This is a genomic window from Streptomyces sp. NPDC005931 (assembly GCF_042871235.1).
Lineage (GTDB): Bacteria > Actinomycetota > Actinomycetes > Streptomycetales > Streptomycetaceae > Streptomyces.
The window spans coordinates 158,738-182,958 of record NZ_JBIAIG010000001.1; the positions used below are offsets into that span (position 1 = coordinate 158,738).

General features: G+C 71.0%; 19 protein-coding genes. 2 read left to right on the top strand and 17 right to left on the bottom strand.

Annotated elements, in window-relative coordinates; all coding sequences use genetic code 11:
* Positions 1-29: 29 nt before the first annotated feature.
* Entirely contained in the window at positions 30-1,235 is a 1,206-nt protein-coding gene (locus tag ACFYOV_RS00720) for a TraR/DksA C4-type zinc finger protein (protein ID WP_389081028.1), read from the bottom strand.
* 797 nt (positions 1,236-2,032) lie between these two features.
* Here ACFYOV_RS00720 and ileS point away from each other — a divergent pair.
* On the top strand, positions 2,033-5,170 hold the full coding sequence (ileS, locus tag ACFYOV_RS00725; RefSeq protein ID WP_389081030.1) for an isoleucine--tRNA ligase: 3,138 nt from the start codon (positions 2,033-2,035) through the stop codon (positions 5,168-5,170).
* A gap of 206 nt (positions 5,171-5,376) precedes the next feature.
* Here ileS and ACFYOV_RS00730 read toward each other — a convergent pair whose 3' ends face one another.
* The 16 genes from ACFYOV_RS00730 to rsmH form a co-directional block, all read right to left on the bottom strand.
* Positions 5,377-6,537 (bottom strand): DivIVA domain-containing protein, encoded by a 1,161-nt coding sequence (locus ACFYOV_RS00730; RefSeq protein ID WP_389081033.1) that lies wholly within the window; start codon positions 6,535-6,537, stop codon positions 5,377-5,379.
* 52 nt (positions 6,538-6,589) lie between these two features.
* On the bottom strand, positions 6,590-6,880 hold the full coding sequence (locus tag ACFYOV_RS00735; RefSeq protein WP_004932337.1) for a YggT family protein: 291 nt from the start codon (positions 6,878-6,880) through the stop codon (positions 6,590-6,592).
* A gap of 50 nt (positions 6,881-6,930) precedes the next feature.
* Entirely contained in the window at positions 6,931-7,572 is a 642-nt protein-coding gene (locus ACFYOV_RS00740) for a cell division protein SepF (protein WP_389081036.1), read from the bottom strand.
* A gap of 129 nt (positions 7,573-7,701) precedes the next feature.
* On the bottom strand, positions 7,702-8,421 hold the full coding sequence (locus tag ACFYOV_RS00745) for a YggS family pyridoxal phosphate-dependent enzyme (RefSeq protein ID WP_389081038.1): 720 nt from the start codon (positions 8,419-8,421) through the stop codon (positions 7,702-7,704).
* 6 nt (positions 8,422-8,427) lie between these two features.
* A complete protein-coding gene (pgeF, locus tag ACFYOV_RS00750; RefSeq protein WP_389081040.1) occupies positions 8,428-9,156 on the bottom strand; it encodes a peptidoglycan editing factor PgeF in 729 nt (242 codons plus the stop codon).
* Entirely contained in the window at positions 9,153-10,349 is a 1,197-nt protein-coding gene (gene ftsZ, locus ACFYOV_RS00755) for a cell division protein FtsZ (RefSeq protein ID WP_389081043.1), read from the bottom strand. Before ftsZ ends, pgeF begins: the two co-directional genes overlap by 4 nt.
* Positions 10,350-10,638: 289 nt before the next feature.
* On the bottom strand, positions 10,639-11,430 hold the full coding sequence (locus ACFYOV_RS00760; RefSeq protein WP_389081045.1) for a cell division protein FtsQ/DivIB: 792 nt from the start codon (positions 11,428-11,430) through the stop codon (positions 10,639-10,641).
* Between the two features lie 25 nt (positions 11,431-11,455).
* Positions 11,456-12,550: an undecaprenyldiphospho-muramoylpentapeptide beta-N-acetylglucosaminyltransferase gene (murG, locus tag ACFYOV_RS00765; protein ID WP_389081048.1), complete on the bottom strand. Its 1,095-nt coding sequence runs from the start codon at positions 12,548-12,550 to the stop codon at positions 11,456-11,458.
* Between the two features lie 6 nt (positions 12,551-12,556).
* Positions 12,557-13,909 carry a putative lipid II flippase FtsW gene (ftsW, locus tag ACFYOV_RS00770; RefSeq protein ID WP_389081050.1) on the bottom strand — a complete coding sequence of 451 codons (1,353 nt, stop codon included), beginning with the start codon at positions 13,907-13,909 and terminating at the stop codon, positions 12,557-12,559.
* A gap of 80 nt (positions 13,910-13,989) precedes the next feature.
* Positions 13,990-15,423 carry a UDP-N-acetylmuramoyl-L-alanine--D-glutamate ligase gene (gene murD / locus ACFYOV_RS00775; RefSeq protein ID WP_389081053.1) on the bottom strand — a complete coding sequence of 478 codons (1,434 nt, stop codon included), beginning with the start codon at positions 15,421-15,423 and terminating at the stop codon, positions 13,990-13,992.
* Entirely contained in the window at positions 15,405-16,475 is a 1,071-nt protein-coding gene (mraY, locus tag ACFYOV_RS00780) for a phospho-N-acetylmuramoyl-pentapeptide-transferase (protein ID WP_389082401.1), read from the bottom strand. Before mraY ends, murD begins: the two co-directional genes overlap by 19 nt.
* Positions 16,475-17,890, bottom strand: coding sequence for a UDP-N-acetylmuramoyl-tripeptide--D-alanyl-D-alanine ligase (gene murF, locus ACFYOV_RS00785; RefSeq protein ID WP_389081056.1), 1,416 nt, complete (start codon positions 17,888-17,890; stop codon positions 16,475-16,477). Before murF ends, mraY begins: the two co-directional genes overlap by 1 nt.
* 4 nt (positions 17,891-17,894) lie before the next feature.
* Positions 17,895-19,415, bottom strand: coding sequence for a UDP-N-acetylmuramoyl-L-alanyl-D-glutamate--2,6-diaminopimelate ligase (locus tag ACFYOV_RS00790; RefSeq protein ID WP_389081058.1), 1,521 nt, complete (start codon positions 19,413-19,415; stop codon positions 17,895-17,897).
* A 188-nt stretch (positions 19,416-19,603) separates the two neighbouring features.
* Complete coding sequence (locus tag ACFYOV_RS00795) at positions 19,604-21,571, bottom strand: peptidoglycan D,D-transpeptidase FtsI family protein (RefSeq protein WP_389082404.1); 1,968 nt, start codon at positions 21,569-21,571, stop codon at positions 19,604-19,606.
* 5 nt (positions 21,572-21,576) lie between these two features.
* Entirely contained in the window at positions 21,577-22,053 is a 477-nt protein-coding gene (locus ACFYOV_RS00800; RefSeq protein ID WP_389081061.1) for a septum formation initiator family protein, read from the bottom strand.
* 87 nt (positions 22,054-22,140) lie between these two features.
* Positions 22,141-23,097 (bottom strand): 16S rRNA (cytosine(1402)-N(4))-methyltransferase RsmH, encoded by a 957-nt coding sequence (rsmH, locus tag ACFYOV_RS00805; RefSeq protein WP_389081063.1) that lies wholly within the window; start codon positions 23,095-23,097, stop codon positions 22,141-22,143.
* Positions 23,098-23,524: 427 nt separating this feature from the next.
* Between rsmH and ACFYOV_RS00810 the strand changes: the two genes are divergently transcribed.
* On the top strand, positions 23,525-24,073 hold the full coding sequence (locus tag ACFYOV_RS00810; protein WP_389081066.1) for a beta-class carbonic anhydrase: 549 nt from the start codon (positions 23,525-23,527) through the stop codon (positions 24,071-24,073).
* Positions 24,074-24,221: the final 148 nt, after the last annotated feature.

The following is a 24,221-nucleotide window of genomic DNA, read 5'->3' on the forward strand; positions in this document are numbered from 1 at the left end:
CACGTGCTCAGGAGGCATACGGAGGCCGGTCAGTACCGGCGCTCCTGCTTCTGCTTGCACTCGACACAGAGCGTGGCCCTCGGGAAGGCCTGCATGCGGGCCTTCCCGATGGGGTTGCCGCAGTTCTCGCACAGGCCGTAGGTACCGGCGTCCAGGCGCTGGAGGGCGTGCTCGAACTGCGTGAGCATCTCGCGCGCGTTGGCGGCGAGCGCCAGCTCGTGCTCGCGGGTGATGTTCTTGGTGCCGGTGTCGGCCTGGTCGTCGCCGGCGCCGTCACCGGAGTCCCGCATCAGGCCGGCCAGCGACTGCTCGGACGAGGTGATCTCCTCGCGCAGCCGCACCGCCTCGGACATCAGCTCGGCCCGTGCCTCCTCGACCTCTTCAGGTGTCCACGGTTCCTCCCCCGGGCGCACCGCGAGATCGCCGGGCTCCGCCGCGGCGATCCGTGCCTTGGGAACGGCGGACTTCGCCGCCGTGGCCGTGCCAGGAGTCTTCTTAGCACCCACCGTCGTCGCTCCCGTCTGCGTCGCGGCCTCCACCGCACCCGCGTCAGTGGCCGTGCCCTGCCCGGCCATCTCCTGTGTCCCCCGACCGCGCCCATGCGCCGCACCGCCACCCCGGCGGGCTTCCTCACCGGCCCGGCCGGCGCCCGAAGCACCGGTCCTCCCCCGGGTGACCTTCTTCCCGCCGATCGTCTTCCCGGGGGCCGCCTGCTTCCCGGCGCCCGGCTTGCGCCCGGCCTTGTCGACGGCCTTGTCGACGGCCTGGTCGACGACCTCGGCGGCGGCCGCCTCGGGGCCGGCGCGCTTCCGGCCGGCGGCCTTCCCCGTGACCGGCTCGTCGGCGGTCTGCCCGGCGTCGACCGCTTTCCGGGCCGCCGTCGCCTGACCTGCCGCCTTCTTGACCGCTGTCTTCTTCGCGGCCACCTTCTCGTCCGCCGTCTCCTTCGCGGCCACCTTCTCGGCCGCCGTCTCCATCGCCGCCGTCTCCTTCGCCACCGACTTCTCGGCCGCCACCTTCTTGGCGACCGGCTTCCCGGTGCCGAGCTTCTCGCCGACGGACTTCTCGGTGTCGGGCTTTCCGGCGTCGGGCGTCCCGGTCGGCGCGTCCTTTGCGGCCGGCTTCCCGGCTGCCGCCTTGGACGACGTCTTTCGGCCCCCCGCACCGGCCGCCGCCCTCTTCACGCCCGACGTCTTCTTCCCCGCGGCCTTCCCGCCGGAAGCGGCCTCCTCCACCGCCGCCTTCCCCCCGGCACCCCGACCAACCGTCCCGGCCGTCCCCGCCGTCCCCGAAGCGTCGGCCCGCTTCGTCTCCGATCCGGAAGCAACCCCCCGTACCGTCTGCGCCGCCGTGTGCCCACCTCCGGCCCGGGCGGACCCGGGCCTGCCGGATGCCGAGTGCTGTACGGCGGTCTTCTTCGCCACCATGGCCACGGCCCCTTCACATGTGGTGATCTTGCTCGCGAATCGTGCTGGGACGATAAATCGACTCGAGTCCCGCGGCAACGGGGCACACCGCCCGATTCGCCCACCCCGCGGACGCCGCGCGGCGAACCTGCATGCGTTGTGCCCAGCAACCCGCCGGGTATGCCGCCCGGCCGGACCTCCCGGGATACGAGCGCCCACACCTGGCCATTCGGGGCATGAAAGGCGATACGGAACACAACGCCCACCCCCTGCCTCCCCGCCGGTAAACCGGTCGGCCCCGGTCCCCACCGCGCCGTACACTGGGCGGAGCGAAAAGCGTGGATGGGGACGAGTAGCGGCGTACGCAGCCCAGAGCGACCCGGGGACGGTGGAAGCCCGGGGGCGAGCGCGGCGTGAAGATCACCCCGGAGCCGCCGGAAGAAAGCCGCAGCCGACAGGCGGGCGAGTAGAACCGGCATCGCGACCCCAATGAGGGGGCTCACCGCCGCACACCGCGCGGGGGGCCAAGGAGGGTGGTACCGCGGGAGCGCGCCGCACACGGCGTACAGCACAGGCTCTCGTCCCTCCGGACGGAAGGCAGCAAGTCCGCCGGAGGAAGCGCGCTGATGACAACGCCGACGTACCGCCAGGTGCCCGCCCAGGTCGACCTGCCCGCCCTCGAGCACGCCGTGCTCGACTTCTGGCGCGAGCAGAAGATCTTCGCCAAGAGCCTGGAGCAGTCCGAGGGCCGCCCCGAGTGGGTGTTCTACGAGGGCCCGCCCACCGCCAACGGCATGCCGGGCGCCCACCACATCGAGGCGCGCGTCTTCAAGGACGTCTTCCCCCGCTTCCGCACCATGCGCGGCTACCACGTGGCCCGCAAGGCCGGCTGGGACTGCCACGGCCTGCCCGTGGAGCTGGCCGTGGAGAAGGAGCTGGGCTTCTCCGGCAAGAAGGACATCGAGGCGTACGGCATCGCCGAGTTCAACGCCCGGTGCCGGGAGTCCGTGCTCCGCCACACCGACGCGTTCGCCGAGCTGACGACCCGGATGGGCTACTGGGTCGACCTCGACGACGCCTACGTGACCATGGAGCCCGAGTACATCGAGTCGGTCTGGTGGTCGCTGAAGGAGATCTTCAACAAGGGCCTGCTGGTCCAGGACCACCGCGTCGCCCCGTGGTGTCCCCGCTGCGGCACCGGCCTGTCCGACCACGAGCTGGCCCAGGGTTACGAGACGGTCGTCGACCCCTCCGTCTACGTCCGCTTCCCGCTCACCTCCGGCCCGCTGGCCGGCGAGGCGGCGCTCCTGGTGTGGACGACCACCCCGTGGACCCTGGTCTCCAACACCGCCGTCGCCGCGCACCCCGAGGTGACCTACGTGGTCGCGACGAACGGCGAGGAGAAGCTGGTCGTCGCCGAGCCGCTGGTCGCCAAGGCGCTCGGCGAGGGCTGGGAGACCACCGGCCGGAGCTTCACGGGCGCCGAGATGGAGCGCTGGACCTACCGGCGCCCCTTCGAGCTGGTCCCGTTCGACGCCGAGGCCCACTTCGTGGTCAACGCCGAGTACGTCACCACCGAGGACGGCACGGGTCTGGTCCACCAGTCCCCCGCCTTCGGCGAGGACGACCTCAAGGTCTGCCGCTCCTACGGCCTGCCGGTGGTGAACCCGGTCCGCCCCGACGGCACCTTCGAGGAGGACGTCCCCCTCGTGGGCGGCGTCTTCTTCAAGAAGGCCGACGAGAAGCTCACCGCGGACCTCGACGAGCGCGGCCTGCTCTTCACGCACATCCCGTACGAGCACAGCTACCCCCACTGCTGGCGCTGCCACACCGCGCTGCTCTACTACGCGCAGCCGTCCTGGTACATCCGCACCACGGCGATCAAGGACCGTCTCCTCCAGGAGAACGAGAACACCAACTGGTTCCCGGACACGGTCAAGCACGGCCGCTTCGGCGACTGGCTGAACAACAACATCGACTGGGCGCTGTCCCGCAACCGCTACTGGGGCACCCCGCTGCCCATCTGGCGCTGCGAGGACGACCACCTCACCGTCGTCGGCTCCCGCGCGGAGCTCACCGAGCTGACCGGCACCGACCAGTCGGACCTGGATCCGCACCGCCCGTACATCGACGACGTGACCTTCGCCTGCCCCAGCTGCCGGAAGACGGCCACGCGCGTGCCGGAGGTCATCGACGCCTGGTACGACTCGGGCTCGATGCCGTTCGCGCAGTGGGGCTACCCGTACAAGAACAAGGAACTGTTCGAGTCCCGTTACCCGGCGCAGTTCATCTCCGAGGCCATCGACCAGACCCGTGGGTGGTTCTACACCCTCATGGCGGTCGGCACCCTGGTCTTCGACAAGTCCTCGTACGAGAACGTCGTGTGCCTCGGCCACATCCTCGCCGAGGACGGCCGCAAGATGTCCAAGCACCTGGGGAACATCCTCCAGCCGATCCCGCTGATGGACCAGCACGGCGCGGACGCGGTCCGCTGGTTCATGGCGGCCGGCGGTTCCCCGTGGGCGGCACGCCGCGTGGGTCACGGCACGATCCAGGAGGTCGTCCGCAAGACGCTCCTCACCTACTGGAACACGGTCGCCTTCCAGGCCCTGTACGCCCGTACGTCCCAGTGGGCCCCGTCCGAGGCCGACCCGGCCCCTGCCGACCGCCCGCTGCTGGACCGCTGGCTGCTGTCCGAACTGCACGCGCTCACCGACCAGGTGACCCGTGCGCTCGAGGGCTACGACACCCAGCGCGCCGGCAAGCTGCTGTCCGCGTTCGTCGACGACCTGTCCAACTGGTACGTCCGCCGTTCCCGGCGCCGCTTCTGGCAGGGCGACAAGGCCGCGCTGCGCACCCTGCACGAGGTCGTCGAGACGGTCACCAGGCTGATGGCCCCGCTCACCCCGTTCATCACCGAGCGGGTGTGGCAGGACCTGGTCGTCCCGGTCACCCCGGGCGCCCCGGAATCGGTGCACCTGGCGTCCTGGCCGGAGGCGGACCTGGACGCCGTCGACCCGGAGCTGTCGAAGCAGATGGTGCTGGTGCGCCGGCTCGTGGAGCTCGGCCGGGCCACCCGCGCGGAGTCGGGCGTGAAGACCCGCCAGCCGCTCAGGCGGGCGCTGATCGCGGCCTCCGGCTTCGACGCCCTGGACCTCGAGCTGCACACGCAGATCACCGAGGAGCTGAACGTGGAGTCGCTGGCCTCCCTCTCCGAGGTGGGCGGCTCCCTGGTGGACACCACCGCGAAGGCCAACTTCCGCGCGCTGGGCAAGCGGTTCGGCAAGCGCGTCCAGGATGTGGCGAAGGCCATCGCGAACGCGGACGCCGCCGCCCTGTCCCTGGCCCTGCGCGAGGGCACGGCCTCGGTGGAGGTGGACGGCGAGACGATCACCCTCGCCCCGGACGAGGTGATCATCACGGAAACACCGCGCGAAGGCTGGTCGGTGGCCTCCGACGCCGGTGCCACGGTCGCCCTTGACCTGGAGATCACCGAGGAGCTGCGCCGCGCGGGCCTCGCTCGCGACGCGATCCGGTTGATCCAGGAGGCCCGCAAGAACAGCGGGCTGGACGTCGCCGACCGGATCGCCCTGCGTTGGACGGCGACGGACGAGGCGACGGTCGCCGCTCTGGCCGACCACGCCGGCCTCATCGCCGAGGAGGTCCTGGCGACCGACTTCGCTCAGGGTGAGGCGGACGACACGTACGGCTCCGCGTTCACGGACGAGGGCCTCTCGCTGACGTTCCGGCTGCGCAAGGCGTAACCCCCGCAGGGGCGCGGAGACGCCTGTCACAGGCCCGGGGCCACCGGAAAAATCTTGGTGGACCCGGGCCTTCGGCGTTGTGTCCCAAGGACACATCACCCCACCTCGAACAGCCGCGCGGCAAAAGGGCGGGGCCCGGGTTCGTGAACCCGGGCCCCGCCCTGAACGCTGCCGACGGCTACGCCGTACTCATGGCCACACGGCCGTCAGTTGTCGTCCTCGTCGATGAGGAACCCACGCATCGGCGAGGGAGCCTGCCCCATCGGCGACGGACCCTGCGGACGCACCGGCGCCATGGGCTGGGTCATCGCCGGCGACATCTGCTGCTGGCCGCCGTAGGACGGCCCGGACTGGCCGGGGCCGCCGCCCATCGTCTGGTTGCCGCCGTAGGACGGCGCACCGGCACCGGCCGGAGCCATCGAGGGCGCCGGGGACGGCGGGAGCGACGGAGCACTCGCGGGCTGGCGCGGCGGGGCGAGCGAGTCGTCGGCCTGGGTCTCCAGCTGACGGAGCTGCGACTCCAGGTACGACTTCAGACGCGTGCGGTACTCGCGCTCGAAGCCGCGCAGGTCCTCGACCTTGCGCTCCAGCGTGGCGCGGGCGGACTCCAGCGAGCCCATCGCGACGCGGTGCTTCTCCTGCGCGTCCCGCTCCAGGGCGTCGGCCTTGGCGCGGGCGTCCCGCTCCAGGCCCTCGGCACGCGAACGCGCCTCGCCCACGATCTTGTTGGCCTCGGAACGGGCCTCCGCGATCGCCTGGTCGGCGGTCTGCTGGGCCAGCGACAGAACGCGCGCGGCGCTGTCGCCACCAGGGGCCTGGCCGGGCATGCCGGGACCGCCCATGGGGCCGCCCATCGGGCCACCAGGGCCCATCTGCCCCTGCATCGGGCCACCCTGGCCCATCGGCCCGGGACCCTGACCCATCGGGCCGGGACCCATCGGGCCGGGACCCTGCGGGCCGCCCTGACCGCCGGGGCCGGCGGGCAGCTGAGGAGCACCGCTCGGCAGCTGGGGCGGGCCACCCATGGGGCCACCCATCTGCTGCTGCGGCGGGCCCGATATCCCGGCGGGCACCGGAGCGCCGGGACCTCGCATGCCCTGCTGCGGCATGCCCTGCGGCGGCATGCCCTGCGGCGGGCCCTGCTGGTCCTGCTGCTCCGGGGGCTTGCGCATGTTCTGCTGGTTCTGGGCAGCGGCGCGCGTGGCCGCGGCCAGCTTGGCGCGCAGGTCCTCGTTCTCGCGGAGCAGGCGCGTCAGTTCGGCTTCGACCTCGTCGAGGAAGGCATCGACCTCGTCCTCGTCATAGCCTTCTCGGAGGCGGACGGTCGTGAACTGCTTGTTCCGCACGTCCTCGGGGGTCAACGGCATCTCTTCACCTCAACGTAGTCATCGGCAGTCGGCAAGACCGTATCGTCCACAGTCACCTCGCGAGATTGCCCACGATCGAGATCAGGATGTAGACGATGATCATCAGTACGAAGAAGGACAGGTCGAGCGCCACGCCCCCGAGACGCAGCGGCGGGATGAACCGCCGCAGAAGCTTCAGCGGTGGATCGGTGACAGTGTAGGTGGCCTCCAGGACGACCACCATCGCCTTGCCGGGTTGCCACGAGCGGGCGAACTGAAAGACGTAGTCCATGACCAGACGGAAGATGAGCACGATGAGGAACACCATCAGCGCGATGTAGATCACCTGCGCGAACACGCTCATGGTCTGTCGTTCCCTCTCCCCTGTGCCCTGCTTCTGTCCGGTCCTGCGTCTCAGCTCTGGTTGAAGAACCCGCCCTCTGCGATGCGGGCCTTGTCCTCCGCCGTGACATCGACGTTAGCAGGCGACAACAGGAACACCTTCTGCGTCACCCGCTCGATGCTGCCGTGAAGACCAAACACCAAACCGGCCGCAAAGTCGACAAGTCGCTTCGCGTCTGTGTCGTCCATCTCAGTCAGATTCATGATCACCGGCGTACCCTCACGGAAGTGTTCCCCGATGGTACGGGCCTCGTTGTAGGTCCGCGGGTGAAGCGTGGTGATCCGGTAAGGCTCTCGTTCCGACACGACCTTGGGCATGATCACCGGTGCGTTCTTCTCCAGGCTTGCGCGTTCTTGTGTGATGGATGCCACGGGCGCGATACGCGCCGGGCGTGCCGATTCCGCGGGGAGCGAAGCAGCCCGGGCGACCGGCTCGCGCGGCGCGGGCGGCTGTACGACTCGCACCTCTTCGTCCCTTTGGGACTGATGTGAGCCGTGTGACTGGTGCGACAGCTCGTGCCGCCTGTGGTCCCGTTCCGGCTCCGGGTCGAGTTCGGGCTCGAAGTCGTCGTCTGGGTCGAATCCGCGGCCGTCGTACCCATCGTCCTCCACGAGGCCGAGGTAGACCGCCATCTTGCGCATCGCGCCGGCCATGCTCTGAGTCCTCCGCTCTGTGGTGGATCGGCTGACGACCGCCAAGTGCCCGCGATCCACGAGGTCCTTATGTCCGCTGTTCGGCGGCAATGACCATATTTTCTGCTGTGGTCCGACTTCCTGGCGACGTTACCCGAGCCCGGCGCGGACTCCGAGTACCGCGCTGCCGACGCGCACATGTGTCGCTCCGGCCGCCACGGCCTGTTCGAGGTCCGCGCTCATTCCTGCGGAGACCATGTTTGCAGCAGGATGACTCCGGCGCAGGTCGGTCGACAAATCCACCAACCGCTCGAAGGCCGCCCGTTGACGTCCCGCGTACTCGCCGGTGAGCGGCGCGACCGTCATCAGCCCGTCCAGCCGCAGCCCCTCGGACCCCGCGACGAGGTCGGCCAACTCCGCGACACCACCGGGCGCGACGCCTCCGCGCTCCCCACGGGCGCTCTCGCCGGCGTCCAGCGCGACCTGGATCAGGCAGCCCAGCTCGCGCCCCGCCCGCACGGCCTCCCGGGAGAGCACCGTGACCAGCCGCGCCCGGTCGACCGACTGCACGATGCCCGCGTACCCGACCACGGAGCGGACCTTGTTGGTCTGGAGCTGACCGACGAAGTGCCACGTCAGGGGCAGGTCCGAGCACTGAGCGGCCTTGGGAGCGGCGTCCTGGTCGCGGTTCTCGGCCACATGACGCACACCGAGTTCCGCCAGGATCCGCACGTCGCTCGCGGGGAAGGTCTTGGTGACCACGATGAGGGTGACCTCGTCGCGCGTACGTCCGGCGGCCTCGCACGCGACGGCGATCCGTTCCTCCACTCTCGCCAGGTTCGTGGCGAGTTCGTCCTTACGCTCCGTCATTCCCCATCAGTCCAGCCAGACATAGCCCGCGAGCCGGCCGGTGGCACGGTCGCGACGGTACGAGAAGTGGTCGCCCGATTCCAGCGTGCACACCGGTGCGTGCTCCCGGTCGCGCACCCCGAGCCGTTCGAGCTGCGCGTGCACCCCGGCGCTCACGTCGACCGCCGGTGTGCCCCAGCCGGTCTCGGCGTACGCCGCCGGCTCGACCGCGGCCACCTCGGCCCGCATCGGCTCCGGCACTTCGTAGCACCGGCCGCAGACGGCGGGTCCGGTACGGGCGACGATCCGGGCCAGGTCGGCACCGAGTTCGGTCATGGCCCGTACGGCGGCGGGGACCACCCCCGCCACCAGTCCGGGCCGGCCGGCATGGGCCGCGGCGACGACACCGGCGACCGGATCGGCGAGCAGCACCGGCACGCAGTCGGCGGTGAGCACGGCGAGGGCGAGCCCCCGCCGCGCGGTGACGATCGCGTCGGTCTCGGGGACCGGGCGCTCGCCCCACGGCTCGTCGACGACGACCGCGCCGGCCCCGTGCACCTGGTTCATCCAGACCACGCGGGACGGATCCAGGCCGAGGGACTTGGCGGCCAGTTCACGGTTGGTGCGCACGGCCTCGGGGTCGTCGCCGACCGCTCCCCCGAGATTGAGCTCCTCATACGGAGCGGCGCTCACCCCGCCCCACCGGTCGGTGAAGGCGAAGTGCGCGCCGCTCACGCTCTCGCGCTGTCCTATCACTTCAGGAAGTCCGGTACGTCCAGTTCCTCGGCTGCACTGTCCGAGTAGGTCCGCGACGGCGGCACCGGGGGCTGGGCGACCGGGATGTCGTGCACCGGCTCCGGGGCCACCGGCTCCGGGTCCTCCTTCGGCGTGACGCTGCCGAGCGAGCCGAAGGACGGACGGGCCTCCGGCTGCCGGGCGGGGGCGGGCTCCTCGCGCTTGACCGAGGAGGAGCCGAGGACGTTGTCCCGCTTGGCCGGCGGCTGACCGCCGTCGAAGCCGGCCGCGATCACGGTGACCCGCACCTCGTCGCCGAGGGCGTCGTCGATCACCGCGCCGAAGATGATGTTGGCCTCGGGGTGGGCCGCCTCGCTGACCAGCTGGGCGGCCTCGTTGATCTCGAACAGGCCGAGGTCGGAGCCGCCGGAGATGGACAGCAGCACACCGCGCGCGCCGTCGATGGACGCCTCGAGCAGCGGGGAGGAGATCGCCATCTCGGCGGCGGCCACCGCGCGGTCGTCGCCGCGGGCCGAGCCGATGCCCATGAGGGCCGAACCCGCCTCGGACATGACCGACTTGACGTCGGCGAAGTCGAGGTTGATCAGACCGGGCGTGGTGATGAGGTCGGTGATGCCCTGAACGCCGGAGAGCAGGACCTGGTCCGCCGACTTGAAGGCGTCGAGGACGGAGACCTGGCGGTCCGAGATGGACAGCAGCCGGTCGTTCGGGATGACGATGAGGGTGTCGACCTCTTCGCGGAGCTCGGCGATGCCGTCCTCGGCCTGGTTCGCGCGGCGCCGTCCCTCGAAGGTGAACGGGCGCGTGACCACACCGATGGTGAGGGCGCCGAGCGAGCGTGCGATGTTGGCCACGACGGGTGCCCCGCCGGTGCCGGTGCCGCCGCCTTCACCGGCCGTCACGAAGACCATGTCGGCCCCCTTGAGGACCTCCTCGATCTCCTCGCGGTGGTCCTCGGCGGCCTTGCGGCCGACGGCCGGGTTGGCTCCGGCGCCGAGTCCGCGGGTGAGTTCACGGCCGACGTCGAGCTTGACGTCGGCGTCGCTCATCAACAGAGCTTGCGCGTCGGTGTTGATGGCGATGAACTCGACGCCCTTGAGACCGACCTCGATCATCCGGTTGATGGCATTGACACCACCGCCGCCGACACCGATGACTTTGATGACTGCGAGGTAGTTCTGCGGTGCTGCCACGTCGAAGGCCTCTCGCCTCGAGTTACGTGTCGCCGAATCACCGGGACGCAGCTGCGCCTCGCGATCCGACGACTGATGCCGATGGGGACGGTCCGTAGTGCCGACCCGAACCCTAACGTTGAACTTTAGGGTTACCAGTGTGTCTGTTCCCTGGAGTCTTCTGAACAGGACACTAAGTCGACAAGTGGCGCACGTTCAACGAACACGCCGAACCTCCCGTTTTTCTTTTCACCCTATGTGATCAGCCGTAGCGGTGCCCAACCAGGGTGCTGGCCTGCGCTGATGTGCGTCAACTCCCTGATGACGCGGGCGCGGTGGGAACACTTACGTCGAAGTGCCGCGCACGGGGCGCCGCTTTCATCACGGCGGTGAGCGCCCGGGCCTTCGCCGCGCCCTTCTCCCCGCTTCCCCACTCCACCTTGCGGCCGTCGTCCAACTCCAGCGAGATGTCGTCGTAGGAACGGACCTTGACGCTGCGCGTCGCGCGCGCGACGGAGGAGGGCACGGCACGGGCGACCCGCACCGCCTCCCGGGTCAGCCGGTCCTCGCCGAAGCGGCGCAGGCTCGCCGCGGCCGAGCCGGTCCTGGAGACGGCCAATTTCAGGGTCGGGACATCTTTGGGAGCCCGGGAAACCGTGGCGAATCGGACACCTTCGTCGTCCACCTCGATGAACTTTCCGCCCTTTTTCACCAGAAGAACCGGAGTGCGTTCCGTGACTTTCAGGCCGATTCCGTGCGGCCAGGAACGCACCACATCAACGGTGTCAATTCGGGGCAATTCCCGGCGGAGCCGTGACGCGATCGCATCGGTGTCCACGGAGACCAACGGCTCCCCGAGCGGGACGTCGGCTGCCTCGCGGACCTGCCCGGGCGTCAGGATCCGGGTGCCGGAGACCGACACGCGCTCCACCCGCACCAGGTCCGAGCCGTACAGCAGCCAGTACGTGCCGCTGCCGAGGAAGACCGTGGCGACGGCCAGGACGACGACCAGACGCAGGTGCCGGCGGCGGAACCGCCGTACGGGCGGTCCGGACGACTCCCGTCGGCGTTCACCGCGCTCGGCGGTCGTCGATCCGGCCACGCTTCCTGCCCTCCGTCATACGCGTCTAGCGGTGTGCACGGGCGGCGATCGCCTCGTACACCATGCCGACGAGCAGCTCGTCGGCGTCCCGGCGGCCGAACTCGGCGGCGGCGCGGGACATGTCGTACAGCCGGTGCGGATCGGCGAGCACGGGCAGCACGTGCTGCTGCACCCACTGCGGCGTGAGTTCCGCGTCGTCGACCAGCAGTCCGCCGCCTGCCTTGACCACCGGCTGGGCGTTGAGCCGCTGCTCGCCGTTGCCGATGGGCAGCGGGACGTAGGCGGCGGGCAAGCCGACGGCGGAGAGTTCGGCGACGGTCATCGCGCCCGCGCGGCAGAGCATCATGTCGGCCGCGGCGTACGCGAGGTCCATCCGGTCCAGGTAACTTACCGGGATGTACGGGGGCATCCCCGGCATCTGCTGCACCTGCGGCAGTTCGTTCTTCGGGCCGACCGCGTGCAGGATCTGGATGCCGGCCTGCTGGAGCCACGGCGCGACCTGCTGGACGACCTCGTTCAGCCGGCGGGCGCCCTGGGAGCCGCCGGAGACGAGCAGCGTCGGCAGGTTGGGGTCGAGCCCGAACGCCGCGCGGGCCTGGGGGCGCATCGCGGCCCGGTCGAGGGTGGCGATGGAGCGGCGCAGCGGGATGCCGATGTAGCGCGCGTTGCGCAGCTTGCTGTCGGGCGTGGAGACGGCGACCTGCGAGGCGTAGCGCGAGCCGATCTTGTTCGCGAGGCCCGGACGGGCGTTGGCCTCGTGGATGACGATCGGCACCCCGAGCCGTTTGGCCGCCAGATAGCCGGGCAGGGCCACATAGCCGCCGAAGCCGACCACGGCGTCCGCCTTGGTGCGCTCCAGGATCTGCTCGGTCGCCTTGATGGTGCCGCGCAGCCGGCCCGGAACGGTGATCAGCTCGGGGGTGGGCTTGCGTGGCAGCGGTACGGCGGGAATCAGCGCGAGTTCGTACCCGCGCTCGGGTACCAGACGCGTCTCGAGGCCGCGCTCCGTGCCCAGGGCCGTGATGCCCACGGTCGGATCCTGCCTGCGCAGGGCGTCCGCGAGGGCGAGCGCGGGCTCGATGTGGCCCGCGGTTCCTCCGCCGGCGAGTACGACATGCACCGAAATTCACCGCTCTCCGGACGGACGCGCCACCGAGGCGCGCCGTCGCATCGTGTTCCATCTCCGGGGCCGCTGAGAACCCCCGGCCCGCTTTCTACCAAAGCGGGGTTGCCGCATCGCAAGCGCCGCCCGCGCAGCGGGATCCTCACGCGCGAACGCGATCAGCAACCCGATGGCGAACATGGTCGGCAGCAGGGCGGAACCCCCGTAGGAGAACAGCGGGAGCGGGACACCGGCGATCGGCAGCAGACCGAGCACCGCACCGATGTTGATCACGGCCTGCGCCGTGATCCAGGTGGTCACGCCTCCCGCGGCATACCTCACGAAGGGGTCCTCCGTGCGTCCGGCCACGCGGATACCCGCATAGCCTAGAGCCGCGAAGAGGGCGAGCACCGACAGCGTCCCCGCCAGGCCCAGTTCCTCACCGGTGACGGCGAAGATGAAGTCGGTGTGGGCTTCGGGCAGTTGCCCCCATTTCTCCACACTCGCACCGAGGCCGGAGCCAAAGATCCCGCCGGAGGCGAGGGCGTAGATCCCGTGCACGGCCTGCCAGCAGTCCACGGGGCCCGACTGGGGCTCGGTGGCGCCGAGGCAGGCGAGCCGGGCCATGCGGTTGGGGCTGGTCCGGATGAGGATCAGGCCGAGCAGCGCGGCGACCGAGAGCACGCCGACGAACAGCCGGGTGGGTGCCCCGGCCAGCCACAGCAGACCGAACAGGATCGCCGTGAGGATGATCGCCGTGCCCATGTCGCCGCCGAGCATGATCAGCCCGAGCAGCAGGAAGGCGGCCGGAACCAGCGGCACCAGCATGTGCTTCCACTGGGTCAGCAGCCGCTTGTCCTGCTTGCGGGCCAGCAGGTCGGCTCCCCACAGCACCAGCGCGAGCTTGCCGAACTCACTGGGCTGGATCTGGAAGGAGCCGCCGAGGGAGATCCAGTTCTGGTTGCCGTTGACCGCGACTCCTATCCCCGGGACCTGCACCAGGGCCATCAGGAAGACGGCGCCCGCGAGGATCGGGTAGGCCAGCGCGCGGTGCAGCTTCACCGGCACCCGGGAGGCGGCCAGCAGCAGTCCGGCACCGATCACGGCGGCCAGGAGCTGCTTGCGGAAGAAGTACGAGCCCGGCAGCGACATCTGGAGCGCGGTGATCTGCGAGGCCGAGTAGACCATCACCAGGCCCAGCACGGTGATCAGCAGGCTGCCGCCGAGGATCAGGTAGTAGGCGGTCAGCGGCCGGTCCCAGGCCCTGCGCACCCGGCCGTACAGGCTCAGGACGGGGCTCTCGCGCGCGGGCCGGGCCGCCGCGGGCCCGCGGGGGGCCCGCCGCACGGGCGGTCGGCCGGTACGGCTACTGGGCATCACGGCCTCCGCTGTGCACCGGACAGGCCCTAGACGGTCCCACGCGTCCCTCCCGAGATCGCCCGGCGCAGGCGGCCGGGTCAGGCGCCGAGCTCACGCACCGCCTGCGCGAAGGCGTCACCGCGCCTGTTGTAGTTGGCGAACATGTCCATCGAGGCGCAGGCCGGGGCCAGCAGCACCGTGTCGCCGGGCCGGGCGAGCCGTCGCGCCTCCTGTACGGCCTGGAGCATCGCCCCAGTGTCGGTCCGCTCGAGGTCGACGACCGGTACCTCCGGGGCGTGTCGCGCGAGCGCTTCACGGATCAGCGCGCGGTCCGCGCCGATCAGCACGGCCCCACGGAGCCGCTTGGCCGACCTGGCGACCAGTTCGTCGAAGGTGGCGCCCTTGGCGAGCCCGCCGGCGATCCAGACGATCGATTCGTACGCCGCCAACGAGGCCTCGGCGGCGTGGGTGTTGGTGGCCTTGGAGTCGTCGACGTACGCCACCCCGTCCACGTCGGCGACGTGCGCGATGCGGTGGGCGTCGGGGGTGAAGGCCCGCAGGCCGTCCCGTACGGCGGTCGCGGGCACGCCGAAGGCGCGGGCCAGGGCCGCCGCGGCCAGGGCGTTGGCGATGTTGTGCGGGGCCGGCGGGCTGACGTCGGACACCCGGGCGAGCTCCTGGGCGTTCTTCTGCCGGTTCTCCACGAAGGCGCGGTCGACCAGGAGGTCGTCCACGACGCCGAGTTGGGAGGGGCCGGGGATGCCGAGGGTGAAGCCGACGGCGCGGCAGCCCTCCTCGACGTCGGCCTCGCGGACGAGGTCCTCGGTGGCCTTGTCGGCGACGTTGTAGACGCAGGCGACCCGATTGCCCTCGTAGACGCGGCCCTTGTCGGCGGCGTACGCCTCCATGGAGCCGTGCCAGTCGAGGTGGTCGGGGGCGAGGTTCAGCACGGCGGCGGAGTGGGCGCGCAGGGAGGGCGCCCAGTGGAGCTGGTAGCTGGACAGCTCCACGGCCAGGACGTCGTACCGCTCCTCGCCGAGCACCGCGTCCAGCAGGGAGACGCCGATGTTGCCGACGGCGGCCGTGCGCAGGCCCGCCGCCTTCAGGATGGAGGCGAGCATCTGGACGGTGGTGGTCTTGCCGTTGGTCCCGGTGACCGCGAGCCAGGGGGCGGCGTCCGGTCCCCTGAGCCGCCAGGCGAGTTCGACGTCGCCCCAGACCGGGACGCCGGCCTCGGCTGCGGCCGTGAAGAGGAGTTTGTCCGGCTTCCAGCCGGGGGCGGTGACGATCAGCTCGGTGCCCTCGGGCAGGGTGTCGCCGTCGCCGAGGCGGACGGTGACGCCGAGCTGCTCGAGCTCGGCCGCCTGGGCCCGGGCACGCTCGTCGTCGCCGTCGTTGACGACCGTGACGCGCGCGCCGAGGCCGTGCAGCACCTTGGCCGCCGGGACGCCGGAGACGCCGAGCCCGGCGACCGTGATGTGCTTGCCCTGGAAGGCGTCAGGCACCGAGGAGGTCACTTTTCCGCTGCCCATCCCGCGTAGAAGAGGCCAAGTCCGACAATCACACAGATACCCTGGATGATCCAGAAGCGGACCACCACAAGGACTTCGGACCAGCCCTTGAGTTCGAAGTGGTGCTGGAGTGGCGCCATCCGGAAGACCCGCTTGCCGGTGAGCCGGAAGGAGCCGACCTGGATGACCACCGACATGGTGATGAGGACGAACAGACCGCCCAGGATGGCGAGCAGCAGCTCGGTGCGGGAGCAGATCGCCAGACCCGCGAGCACACCGCCGAGCGCCAGCGAACCGGTGTCGCCCATGAAGATCTTGGCCGGCGAGGTGTTCCACCACAGGAAGCCCAGACAGGCACCCATCAGCGCGGAGGCCACGACGGCGAGGTCGAGCGGGTCGCGCACCTCGTAACAGGCGTTGGGGTTGGTCAGCGTCTCGCCGTTGGCGCAGGACTCCTGGAACTGCCAGACGCCGATGAAGGTGTAGGCGCCGAAGACGAGGACGGAGGCGCCGGTGGCGAGGCCGTCCAGACCGTCGGTCAGGTTCACGCCGTTCGACATGGCGAGGATCATGAACAGCGCCCACACGACGAACAGCACCGGGCCGATGGTCCAGCCGAAGTCGGTGATGAACGACAGCTTCGTGGACGCCGGGGTCTGTCCGCGGGCGTCGGCGAACTGGAGCGAGAGCACCGCGAAGGCGATGCCGACGATCAGCTGGCCGGCCATCTTCGCCTTGGCCCGCAGACCCAGCGAACGCCGCTTGACGATCTTGATGTAGTCGTCCAGGAAGCCGACCATGCCCATGCCGACCATGAGGCCGAGCACCAGCAGACCCGAGTAGGTCGGGGCGTAACCGGTGATCACCTTGGACAGGAAGTAGGCGGCGACCGTCGCCAGGATGAAGGCGATGCCGCCCATGGTGGGCGTACCGCGCTTGCTGGCGTGCTCGCGCGGGCCGTCGTCGCGGATGTACTGGCCATACCCCTTGCGGGCCAGCAGTTTGATCAGCAGCGGGGTGCCGATCAGCGTCAGGAAGAGGCCAATGACTCCTGCGAACAGGATCTGCTTCATCATCGGGCGGCGACCTCACCCTCGGCACCGGTCTCGAGCAGCGCCTGCGCCACGCTCTCGAGCCCGACCGAACGGGACGCCTTCACGAGTACGACGTCACCCGGGCGCAATTCGCTGCGCAACAGGTCGACCGCCGCCTGTGCGTCGGACACGTGCACCGACTCCTCACCCCACGAACCCTCGTTATATGCGCCCAGTTGCAGCCAGGCGGCTTCCCTGCCCCCGACCGCGACGAGCTTGCTGACGTTGAGCCGGACGGCGAGCCGTCCGACCGCGTCGTGCTCGGCGAGCGCCTCGTCCCCGAGCTCGGCCATCTTGCCGAGCACCGCCCACGTACGACGCCCCTTGCCCATGGCTGCCAGGGCGCGCAGGGCGGCCCGCATGGATTCGGGGTTCGCGTTGTAGGCGTCGTTGACGACGGTCACGCCGTCCGGGCGCTCGGTGACCTCCATCCGCCAGCGGGAGAGGGAGCCCGCCTCGGAGAGCGCGAGGGCGATCTCGTCTGCGGACATGCCCAACTCGTGGGCGACGGCGGCCGCGGCGAGCGCGTTCGACACGTGGTGCTCACCGTACAGGCGCATGGTCACATCGCTTGCACCGGAGGGTGTGTGAAGCCTGAAGGAAGGCTGTCCGCTGTCCGTGAGTCGCACGTTCTCGGCCCGTACGTCCGCTTCGTCGGACTCTCCGAAAAGGACCACCTTCGCCTTCGTACGGGAGGCCATGGCCCGCACCAGGGGGTCGTCCGCGTTGAGGATCGCGGCGCCGCCCTCCTCGGCCGGCGGCAGTGCCTCGACCAACTCGCCCTTCGCCTGAGCGATCTGCTCGCGCCCGCCGAACTCGCCGATGTGGGCGGAGCCGACGTTGAGGACCAGGCCGATCCTCGGGGGCGTCAGGCCGGTGAGGTAGCGGATGTGCCCGATGCCGCGGGCGCCCATCTCCAGCACGAGGAACTTCGTCTCCGCGGTGGCGGTGAGCGCGGTCAGCGGCAGCCCGATCTCGTTGTTGAGCGAGCCCGGGGTGAAGACGGTCGGCGCCTTGCGCCGCAACACCTGCGCGATCAGGTCCTTGGTGCTGGTCTTGCCGGCGGACCCGGTCAGCGCGACGAGGGTGGTGCCGAGGCGCTCCACGACGTGCCGGGCGAGGGCGCCGAGGGCGGCCTGGACGTCCTCGACGACGATCGCGGGGACCCCCACGGGCCGGGAGGCGAGCACGGCGACCGCGCCCGCCTCGACGACCCGGGCCGCGAAGTCGTGGCCGTCCACGCGCTCGCCCACGAAGGCGACGAAGAGGCTGCCCGGAACCGCCTCCCGGGAGTCCCGGACGACCGGTCCGGTGACCTGGACGGACGGATCCGGTATGTCGTGCGTCTGCCCGCCGACGACTTCTGCGATCTCGGCGAGGGAGAGGGCGATCACAAGTTCATCCCTGGTTCTTCTTGATGGCTTCGCGAAGCACCTGGCGGTCGTCGAAGGGACGCACCACCCCGGCGATGTCCTGCCCCTGCTCGTGGCCCTTGCCCGCGACCAGCACGGTGTCGCCAGGCTGCGCCCGGGCGACGGCGGCGGCGATCGCCGCGGCCCGGTCCTCGAAGACCTGGACCTCACCGCGCTCGTGGGCGGGCACGGAGGCCGCGCCCTGGAGCATGGTGGCGAGGATCGCGAGCGGGTCCTCGGAGCGGGGGTTGTCGGAGGTCAGTACCGCGGTGTCGGCGAGCCGTGCCGCGGCGGCGCCCATGGGGGCGCGCTTGGTCTCGTCCCGGTCGCCGCCGCAGCCGAGCACGACGTGCACCTTGCCCTCGGTGACCCGGCGCAGGGCGCGCAGCACCGATTCGACGGCGTCGGTCTTGTGGGCGTAGTCCACCACGGCGAGATACGGCTGCCCGGCGTCCACCCGCTCCAGCCGGCCCGGCACGCCGGGCACGGCGGCGACGCCGTCGGCGGCGGCCTGCGGGTCGAGCCCGGCGGCGGCCAGGGCGACGATCGCGGCGAGGGTGTTGGCCACGTTGAAGGAACCCGGCAGCGGCGACCGCGCGGTGATGCGCTCGCCCCGGGGGCCGACCGCGGTGAACGTGGAGTCGAGCGGACCGACCCGCACGTCCTCGGCGCGCCAGTCCGCGTCGGGGTGCCCCTCGGCGGAGTAGGTGACGACCGGGACGCCCGCCTCCTTGGCGAGGCGGCGACCGTACTCGTCGTCGGCGTTGACCACGCCCAGTTTGCTGCGTTTCGGCGTGAACAGCTGTGCCTTGGCCCGGAAGTAGTCCTCCATGCCGGAGTGGAACTCCATGTGCTCCGGGCTGAGGTTGGTGAAGACGGCGATGTCGAAGACGCAGCCGTCGACCCGGCCGAGGACCAGGGCGTGGCTGGAGACCTCCATGGCGACCGCGTCGACGCCGCGTTCCCGCATGACGGCGAACAGGGCCTGGAGGTCGGTGGCCTCGGGGGTGGTGCGTTCGGACTTGATGCGCTCGTCGCCGATCCGCATCTCGACGGTGCCGATCAGCCCGGTGCTGCGGACGGTTTTGAGACCGCCCTCGACGAGATAGGCCGTGGTGGTCTTGCCGGAGGTGCCGGTGATGCCGATCTGGAGCAGATCACGGCCGGGCCGGCCGTAGATCGTGGCCGCCAGGTCGCCCATGTGTGCGCGCGGGTCGTCGACCACCAGCGCGGGCAGTCCCGTCGCGGCGACGCGCTCGGCGCCCGTGGGGTCCGTCAGCACGGCGACCGCGCCGAGGCCGGTGGCCTGGGCGACGAAGTCGGCACCGTGCGCGCGGGCCCCCGGGAGGGCGGCGTACAGGTCACCGGGGCGGACGGCGCGCGAGTCGTGGGTGATGCCCGTGACCTCGGCGGTCTGCTCCGGCGTGGGGGCACCCAGATGGACGGCGAGCTCCGCCAGGGGTGTGGCGGAGACCTGCACCGGCCGGGGCGGTCCCGGATAGGTCACGGGTTGGCCCTTCTGGGTGGTTTGGGACTGATCAGCGTGTGGCACGGCGGTGAGCGTACCGGGCGTACCCGTCCCGGAGCGAAGTGAGGGGGCGGAGCTGCTCTGATTCCCGGGGCCGGGAGTGATCGTTGTCACGAGGTGGTTCCTGGGTGGTTGTGTGCGGGCCTGAGGCGAGGACGACGCGCCGGTCAGGGCTTGAAGGTGACCGGGATGCGGGCGGGTTCGGCTCCGGTCGGCGGGACCTGGAGGGTCTTCAGGGCGAACTCCATGACCTGCTTGTAGACGGGGCCGCAGATCTGGCCGCCGAAGTAGTTGCCCTTGGTGGCGTTCTGGATGGCGCAGTAGACGGTGACGCGGGGCTGGTCGGCGGGCGCGAATCCGGCGAACGACGAGGTGTAGCCGTGGTACTTGCCGGTGGCCGGATCCACGCGGTTGGCCGTACCGGTCTTCCCCGCCACCCGGTAGCCCGGGATGCGCGCCTTGGTGCCGGTGCCCTCCTCGTCGTCCACGACCGACTCCAGCATCCGGGCGAGCGTCTTGGCCGTCCCGGCACTGACGACCCGTGTCCTGTCGGGCTTCTCGGCGGGTGTGAAGCTCCCGTCGGGTCCCTTGAGGCCGCGCACCAGGGTGGGTTCGACGCGCACGCCACCGTTGGCGATGGTCGAGTAGACGGAGGCGGCCTGCATGGCGTTGATGGAGACGCCCTGGCCGAAAGGGATCGTGTACTGCTGCGAGGTCGACCACTTGTCGGGCGGGGCGAGGATGCCCCTGGTCTCGCCCGGGAAGCCGAGTCCGGTGTGACTGCCGAGACCGAACTTGCGCAGGTAGTCGTAGAGGACCTTGTTGGCCTGCGCCTGGGTCCTGCCGAGCTGGCCGGTGGCCAGGATGGTGCCGATGTTGCTGGACTTGGCGAGCACGCCGTTGAGCGTCAGGTACCACGTCGGGTGGTCGATGTCGTCCTTGAAGAGCCGGTCGCCGCGGTGCAGCCGGTTGGGCACGACGACGTGCGTGCGCGGTGCGGCGGCCTTCTCCTCCAGCACGGCCGCCATCGACATGACCTTGGCGGTGGAGCCGGGCTCGAAGGCGTCCTGGACGGCCGCGTTGCCGAGCGCCGCGGGGTCGGCCTCGGAGAGGTCGTTGGGATCGAACCCGGGCGCGTTGGCCATGGCCAGCACCTCGCCGGTGCGGGTGTCCTGGACGATGACGTAGCCGCGGTCCGCCCTCGACTTCTCCACCTGCCTGCTGATGGCGTTCTGCGCGGCCCACTGGATGTCGCGGTGGATGGTGAGCTCGACGTCGCTCCCGGGCACCGCCGGCGTCTCGGTGGAGCCGGCGGTCGGGACGAGCCGCCCGCCGGACTGGGCGTAGCGGATCTTGCCGTCCTTGCCGGCGAGCTGCCGGTCCAGCCGCAGCTCGATGCCGCCGCCGCCCTTGCCCTCGGCGTTGACCCAGCCCAGTATCCCCGCGGCGAGTTCGTTGTTCGGGTACACCCGCTTGCTGGTGGGCACGGAGAAGACGCCCGAGAGGACGTTGGCGGTGGACTTGTCCGTCTCCGCCTTCTTCGCGAGCGCGGACTTCAGGTCCTTGATCTGCTTCCAGACCTGGGGGGTCTGGCGGCCGGCCAGCTTGACGTAGCGCAGGGCCCTGTTCTCCGGCCGCAGCTTCCCGACCAGCTTGTCCTGGTCCTGGCCGAGGATGGGCGCGAGGAGGGCGGCGGCCTGTTCCGGCCCGTCGGCGATCTTCAGCTCGTCGGGGGCGAACATCGTGGGGTCGGCCGTGATGTCGTAGGCGTCCTCGCTGGTGGCCAGGGCCACGCCGTTGCGGTCGGTGATCTCCCCCCGCTCGGCGGCCAGCACCTGGCCGACATAGCGGTTGCGCTCCGCCTTGGCGGCGTACGTGCTGGCGTCGACGGCCTGCACCTGGAACAGGCGTACGACGAAGGCGATCAGCACCAGGGTCAGCGCGAGGCCGATCAGGCGCAGCCGGGGGCGCGGGCTGCCCAGTCGGAGGGGACGTGGGGTGCCGGGCCGGGGCGGACCCGGTCGGCGGGCCGGTCGCGCGCCGGGCCCGGGGTGCTGCCGGCCGCCGGGACGGGCGGGCCGGGCGGGGCCGGGCACGCGGCGGCGCGGCGGTTGCCTGCCGAAGTCGTCGACCACTTCCGTCACCTGCCGGGAGTCGTTGCGGGCGTGGGGGCGGGCGTCGTGGCCGGCGAGGGGGGCGGGACCGTGGCGGTGGCCAGCGCCTCGGGGGCGACGGCCTGGGGGGTGCCGCCGGCGGGGGCGGGACCGGGTACACCCTTGACGCTGCCGTCGGGGCCGAGGAAGGCGGGGTCGCCGCCGGGCACCATGCCGAGGTCGCGGGCGCGGCGTTCCAGGGCGTCGGGGGCGGAGTGGGCGTCGATGTCCCGCTGGAGCGCCTGTTCCTCGTCGGTGAGGTTCTTGGTGTCCCGCTGGAGGTCGTCGAGCCTGAACGCGCCTTCACTGAGTGCCGAATTCAGCACGAGCAGGCCGATCAGGCCGCCGCCCAGGAGGGCGACGACGAGGACCACGAAGGGGGTGCGGGCCGCCCGGGCGCTCCCCGTGGGGAAGAGCTGCGCGAGGCGGGCCGCCCTCCCTGTCAGTTCGGGTTTCCTACTCACTCACGCTCCCTGAGTTCGCCTTCCGCACCCGCACGCCCGGCCCGTCACGGCCCCGGCCTCCCCGCCGGGAGACGGCCGGTCATCGGTTCACTCGGCGTCTTCCCTGATCCGCTGCGCACCCCGCAGACGCGCGGGGGCCGCCCGCCGGTTCTCGGCGATCTCCTCCTCGGTGGGAAGTTCGGCACCGCGCGTGAGCAGCTTGAGCCGCGGCTGGTAGCGCTCGGGGACGACCGGGAGCCCGGGGGGCGCGCTGGTGGCGGCGCCCGCCGCGAACACCTGCTTGACCAGCCGGTCCTCCAGGGAGTGGTACGACAGCACCGCGATCCGCCCGCCCACGTCGAGCGCCTTCACGGCGGCCGGGATCGCGCGCTCCAGGACGGCGAGTTCGCCGTTGACCTCGATGCGCAGGGCCTGGAAGGTGCGCTTGGCCGGATTGCCCCCGGTGCGCTTGGCGGCCTGCGGGAGCGCGTCCCGGATCAGCTCCACCAGGCGTGCGCTGGTGGTGAACGGCTCCTTCTGGCGCTCGCGCACGATGGCGGACACGATCCGCTTGGCCTGCTTCTCCTCGCCGTAGGCCCGCAGGATGCGCACGAGCTCGCCGGGCGGGTAGGTGTTGAGGACCTCTGCGGCGCTGACGCCGGTCGTCTGGTCCATCCGCATGTCCAGCGGGGCGTCCTGGGCGTAGGCGAAGCCGCGGTCGGCCTCGTCCAGTTGCATGGAGGAGACGCCGAGGTCGAACAGCACGCCCTGCACCCGGGGGATCCCGAGCCGGGCGAGGACGTCGGGCAGTTCGTCGTAGACGGCGTGCGCCAGGGTGGCCCGCTCACCGAAGGGGGCGAGCCGCTCGCCGGACAGGCGCAGGGCCTCCTTGTCCCGGTCCAGGGCGACGAGCCGCGCCTCGGGGAACCGCTCGAGCAGGGCCTCGCTGTGCCCGCCGAGGCCGAGGGTGCAGTCGACGACGACCGCTCCCGGCCGCTCCAGGGCGGGTGCCAGCAGGCCCAGGCACCGCTGGAGCATCACCGGGACGTGTCGACTCTGGCTCAAGGGGCCCTCTCAGGTCCGGCGCGGCCGTGACGCACCGCCGGGTCCCCACCCCTCCCCCGGTGAAGGGGCGGCCTGCCGGCGCCGAGGGCGTCAGCCGACCGGAAGCGGGAGGAGGCCGAGCCGTACGTACGCACCGCGCACGTGGGGAGTGTCCGGCGGCACGCGGCCGGTGTCTTGCGGGGACATCAGTCCAACGGGGGGGTCTCGCCTCCCGCTTCGCGTCACTTTAGTCCACGGTGTCGCCCGGTCAATCAACCGGCCTGCGCGTCGTGGTCCACGGGGCGGGTCAAGCCGTCCGGCACGGAAAGTCACCCGTAAGTGCGGGCTCACACCCCCCTTGTGGGGTACGTCACATCACGCTCCGATGACGTTCTTTGTCCCCTCTCACAGCGGGTCCGCCGCCCACGTGACCAGTACCGTCATGGGTATGACGACTTCTGCATCGGTACCCGCAGGCTCTTCGGGCGCGGCCACCGGCCGGGGCACGGTCACCGACCGTCTGGTCGAGGCCAACCGGCAGTACGCCGACGCCTTCGACGACCCCGGCATGGACGCCCGTCCCGTCCTGCAGGTCGCCGTCGTGGCCTGCATGGACGCCCGGCTGGACCTGCACGCGGCGTTGGGCCTGCAGCTCGGCGACTGTCACACCATCCGCAACGCGGGCGGCGTCGTCACCGACGACGTGATCCGCTCGCTGACCATCAGCCAGCGGGCGCTCGGCACCCGCAGTGTGGTGCTCATCCACCACTCCGGCTGTGGCCTGGAGTCCCTCACCGAGGAGTTCCGGCACGACCTGGAGATGGAGGTCGGCCAGCGCCCGGCCTGGGCCGTGGAGGCCTTCCGGGACGTCGACCAGGACGTGCGGCAGTCGATGCAGCGGGTGCGCACCTCTCCCTTCCTGCTGCACACCGACGACGTGCGGGGCTTCGTCTTCGACGTGAAGACCGGTCTGCTGCGCGAGATCGACCCCGCCTGACCTGCCCGGCCCGCGCGGCCCGTCCCGAGGGCGGGCCGCTCCCGAGCCTCCGCCACGTCCGCAAAGGTCGTAAGATCCGACATATCGCCGCCAGTTGTCCACAGGCGAGTGACACGAATCGGTAACGGCAGGAAGAATGCGGGAGTGG

What these genes read in the sequence shown, in the direction of transcription:
- ileS (WP_389081030.1), top strand. Translation starts at nt 2,033, where the DNA reads ATGACAACGCCGACGTACCGCCAGGTGCCCGCCCAGGTCGACCTGCCC.
- ACFYOV_RS00730 (WP_389081033.1), bottom strand. Translation starts at nt 6,537, where the DNA reads ATGCCGTTGACCCCCGAGGACGTGCGGAACAAGCAGTTCACGACCGTC.
- ACFYOV_RS00735 (WP_004932337.1), bottom strand. Translation starts at nt 6,880, where the DNA reads ATGAGCGTGTTCGCGCAGGTGATCTACATCGCGCTGATGGTGTTCCTC.
- ACFYOV_RS00740 (WP_389081036.1), bottom strand. Translation starts at nt 7,572, where the DNA reads ATGGCCGGCGCGATGCGCAAGATGGCGGTCTACCTCGGCCTCGTGGAG.
- ACFYOV_RS00745 (WP_389081038.1), bottom strand. Translation starts at nt 8,421, where the DNA reads ATGACGGAGCGTAAGGACGAACTCGCCACGAACCTGGCGAGAGTGGAG.
- ftsW (WP_389081050.1), bottom strand. Translation starts at nt 13,909, where the DNA reads ATGCCCAGTAGCCGTACCGGCCGACCGCCCGTGCGGCGGGCCCCCCGC.
- murD (WP_389081053.1), bottom strand. Translation starts at nt 15,423, where the DNA reads ATGGGCAGCGGAAAAGTGACCTCCTCGGTGCCTGACGCCTTCCAGGGC.
- mraY (WP_389082401.1), bottom strand. Translation starts at nt 16,475, where the DNA reads ATGAAGCAGATCCTGTTCGCAGGAGTCATTGGCCTCTTCCTGACGCTG.
- ACFYOV_RS00810 (WP_389081066.1), top strand. Translation starts at nt 23,525, where the DNA reads ATGACGACTTCTGCATCGGTACCCGCAGGCTCTTCGGGCGCGGCCACC.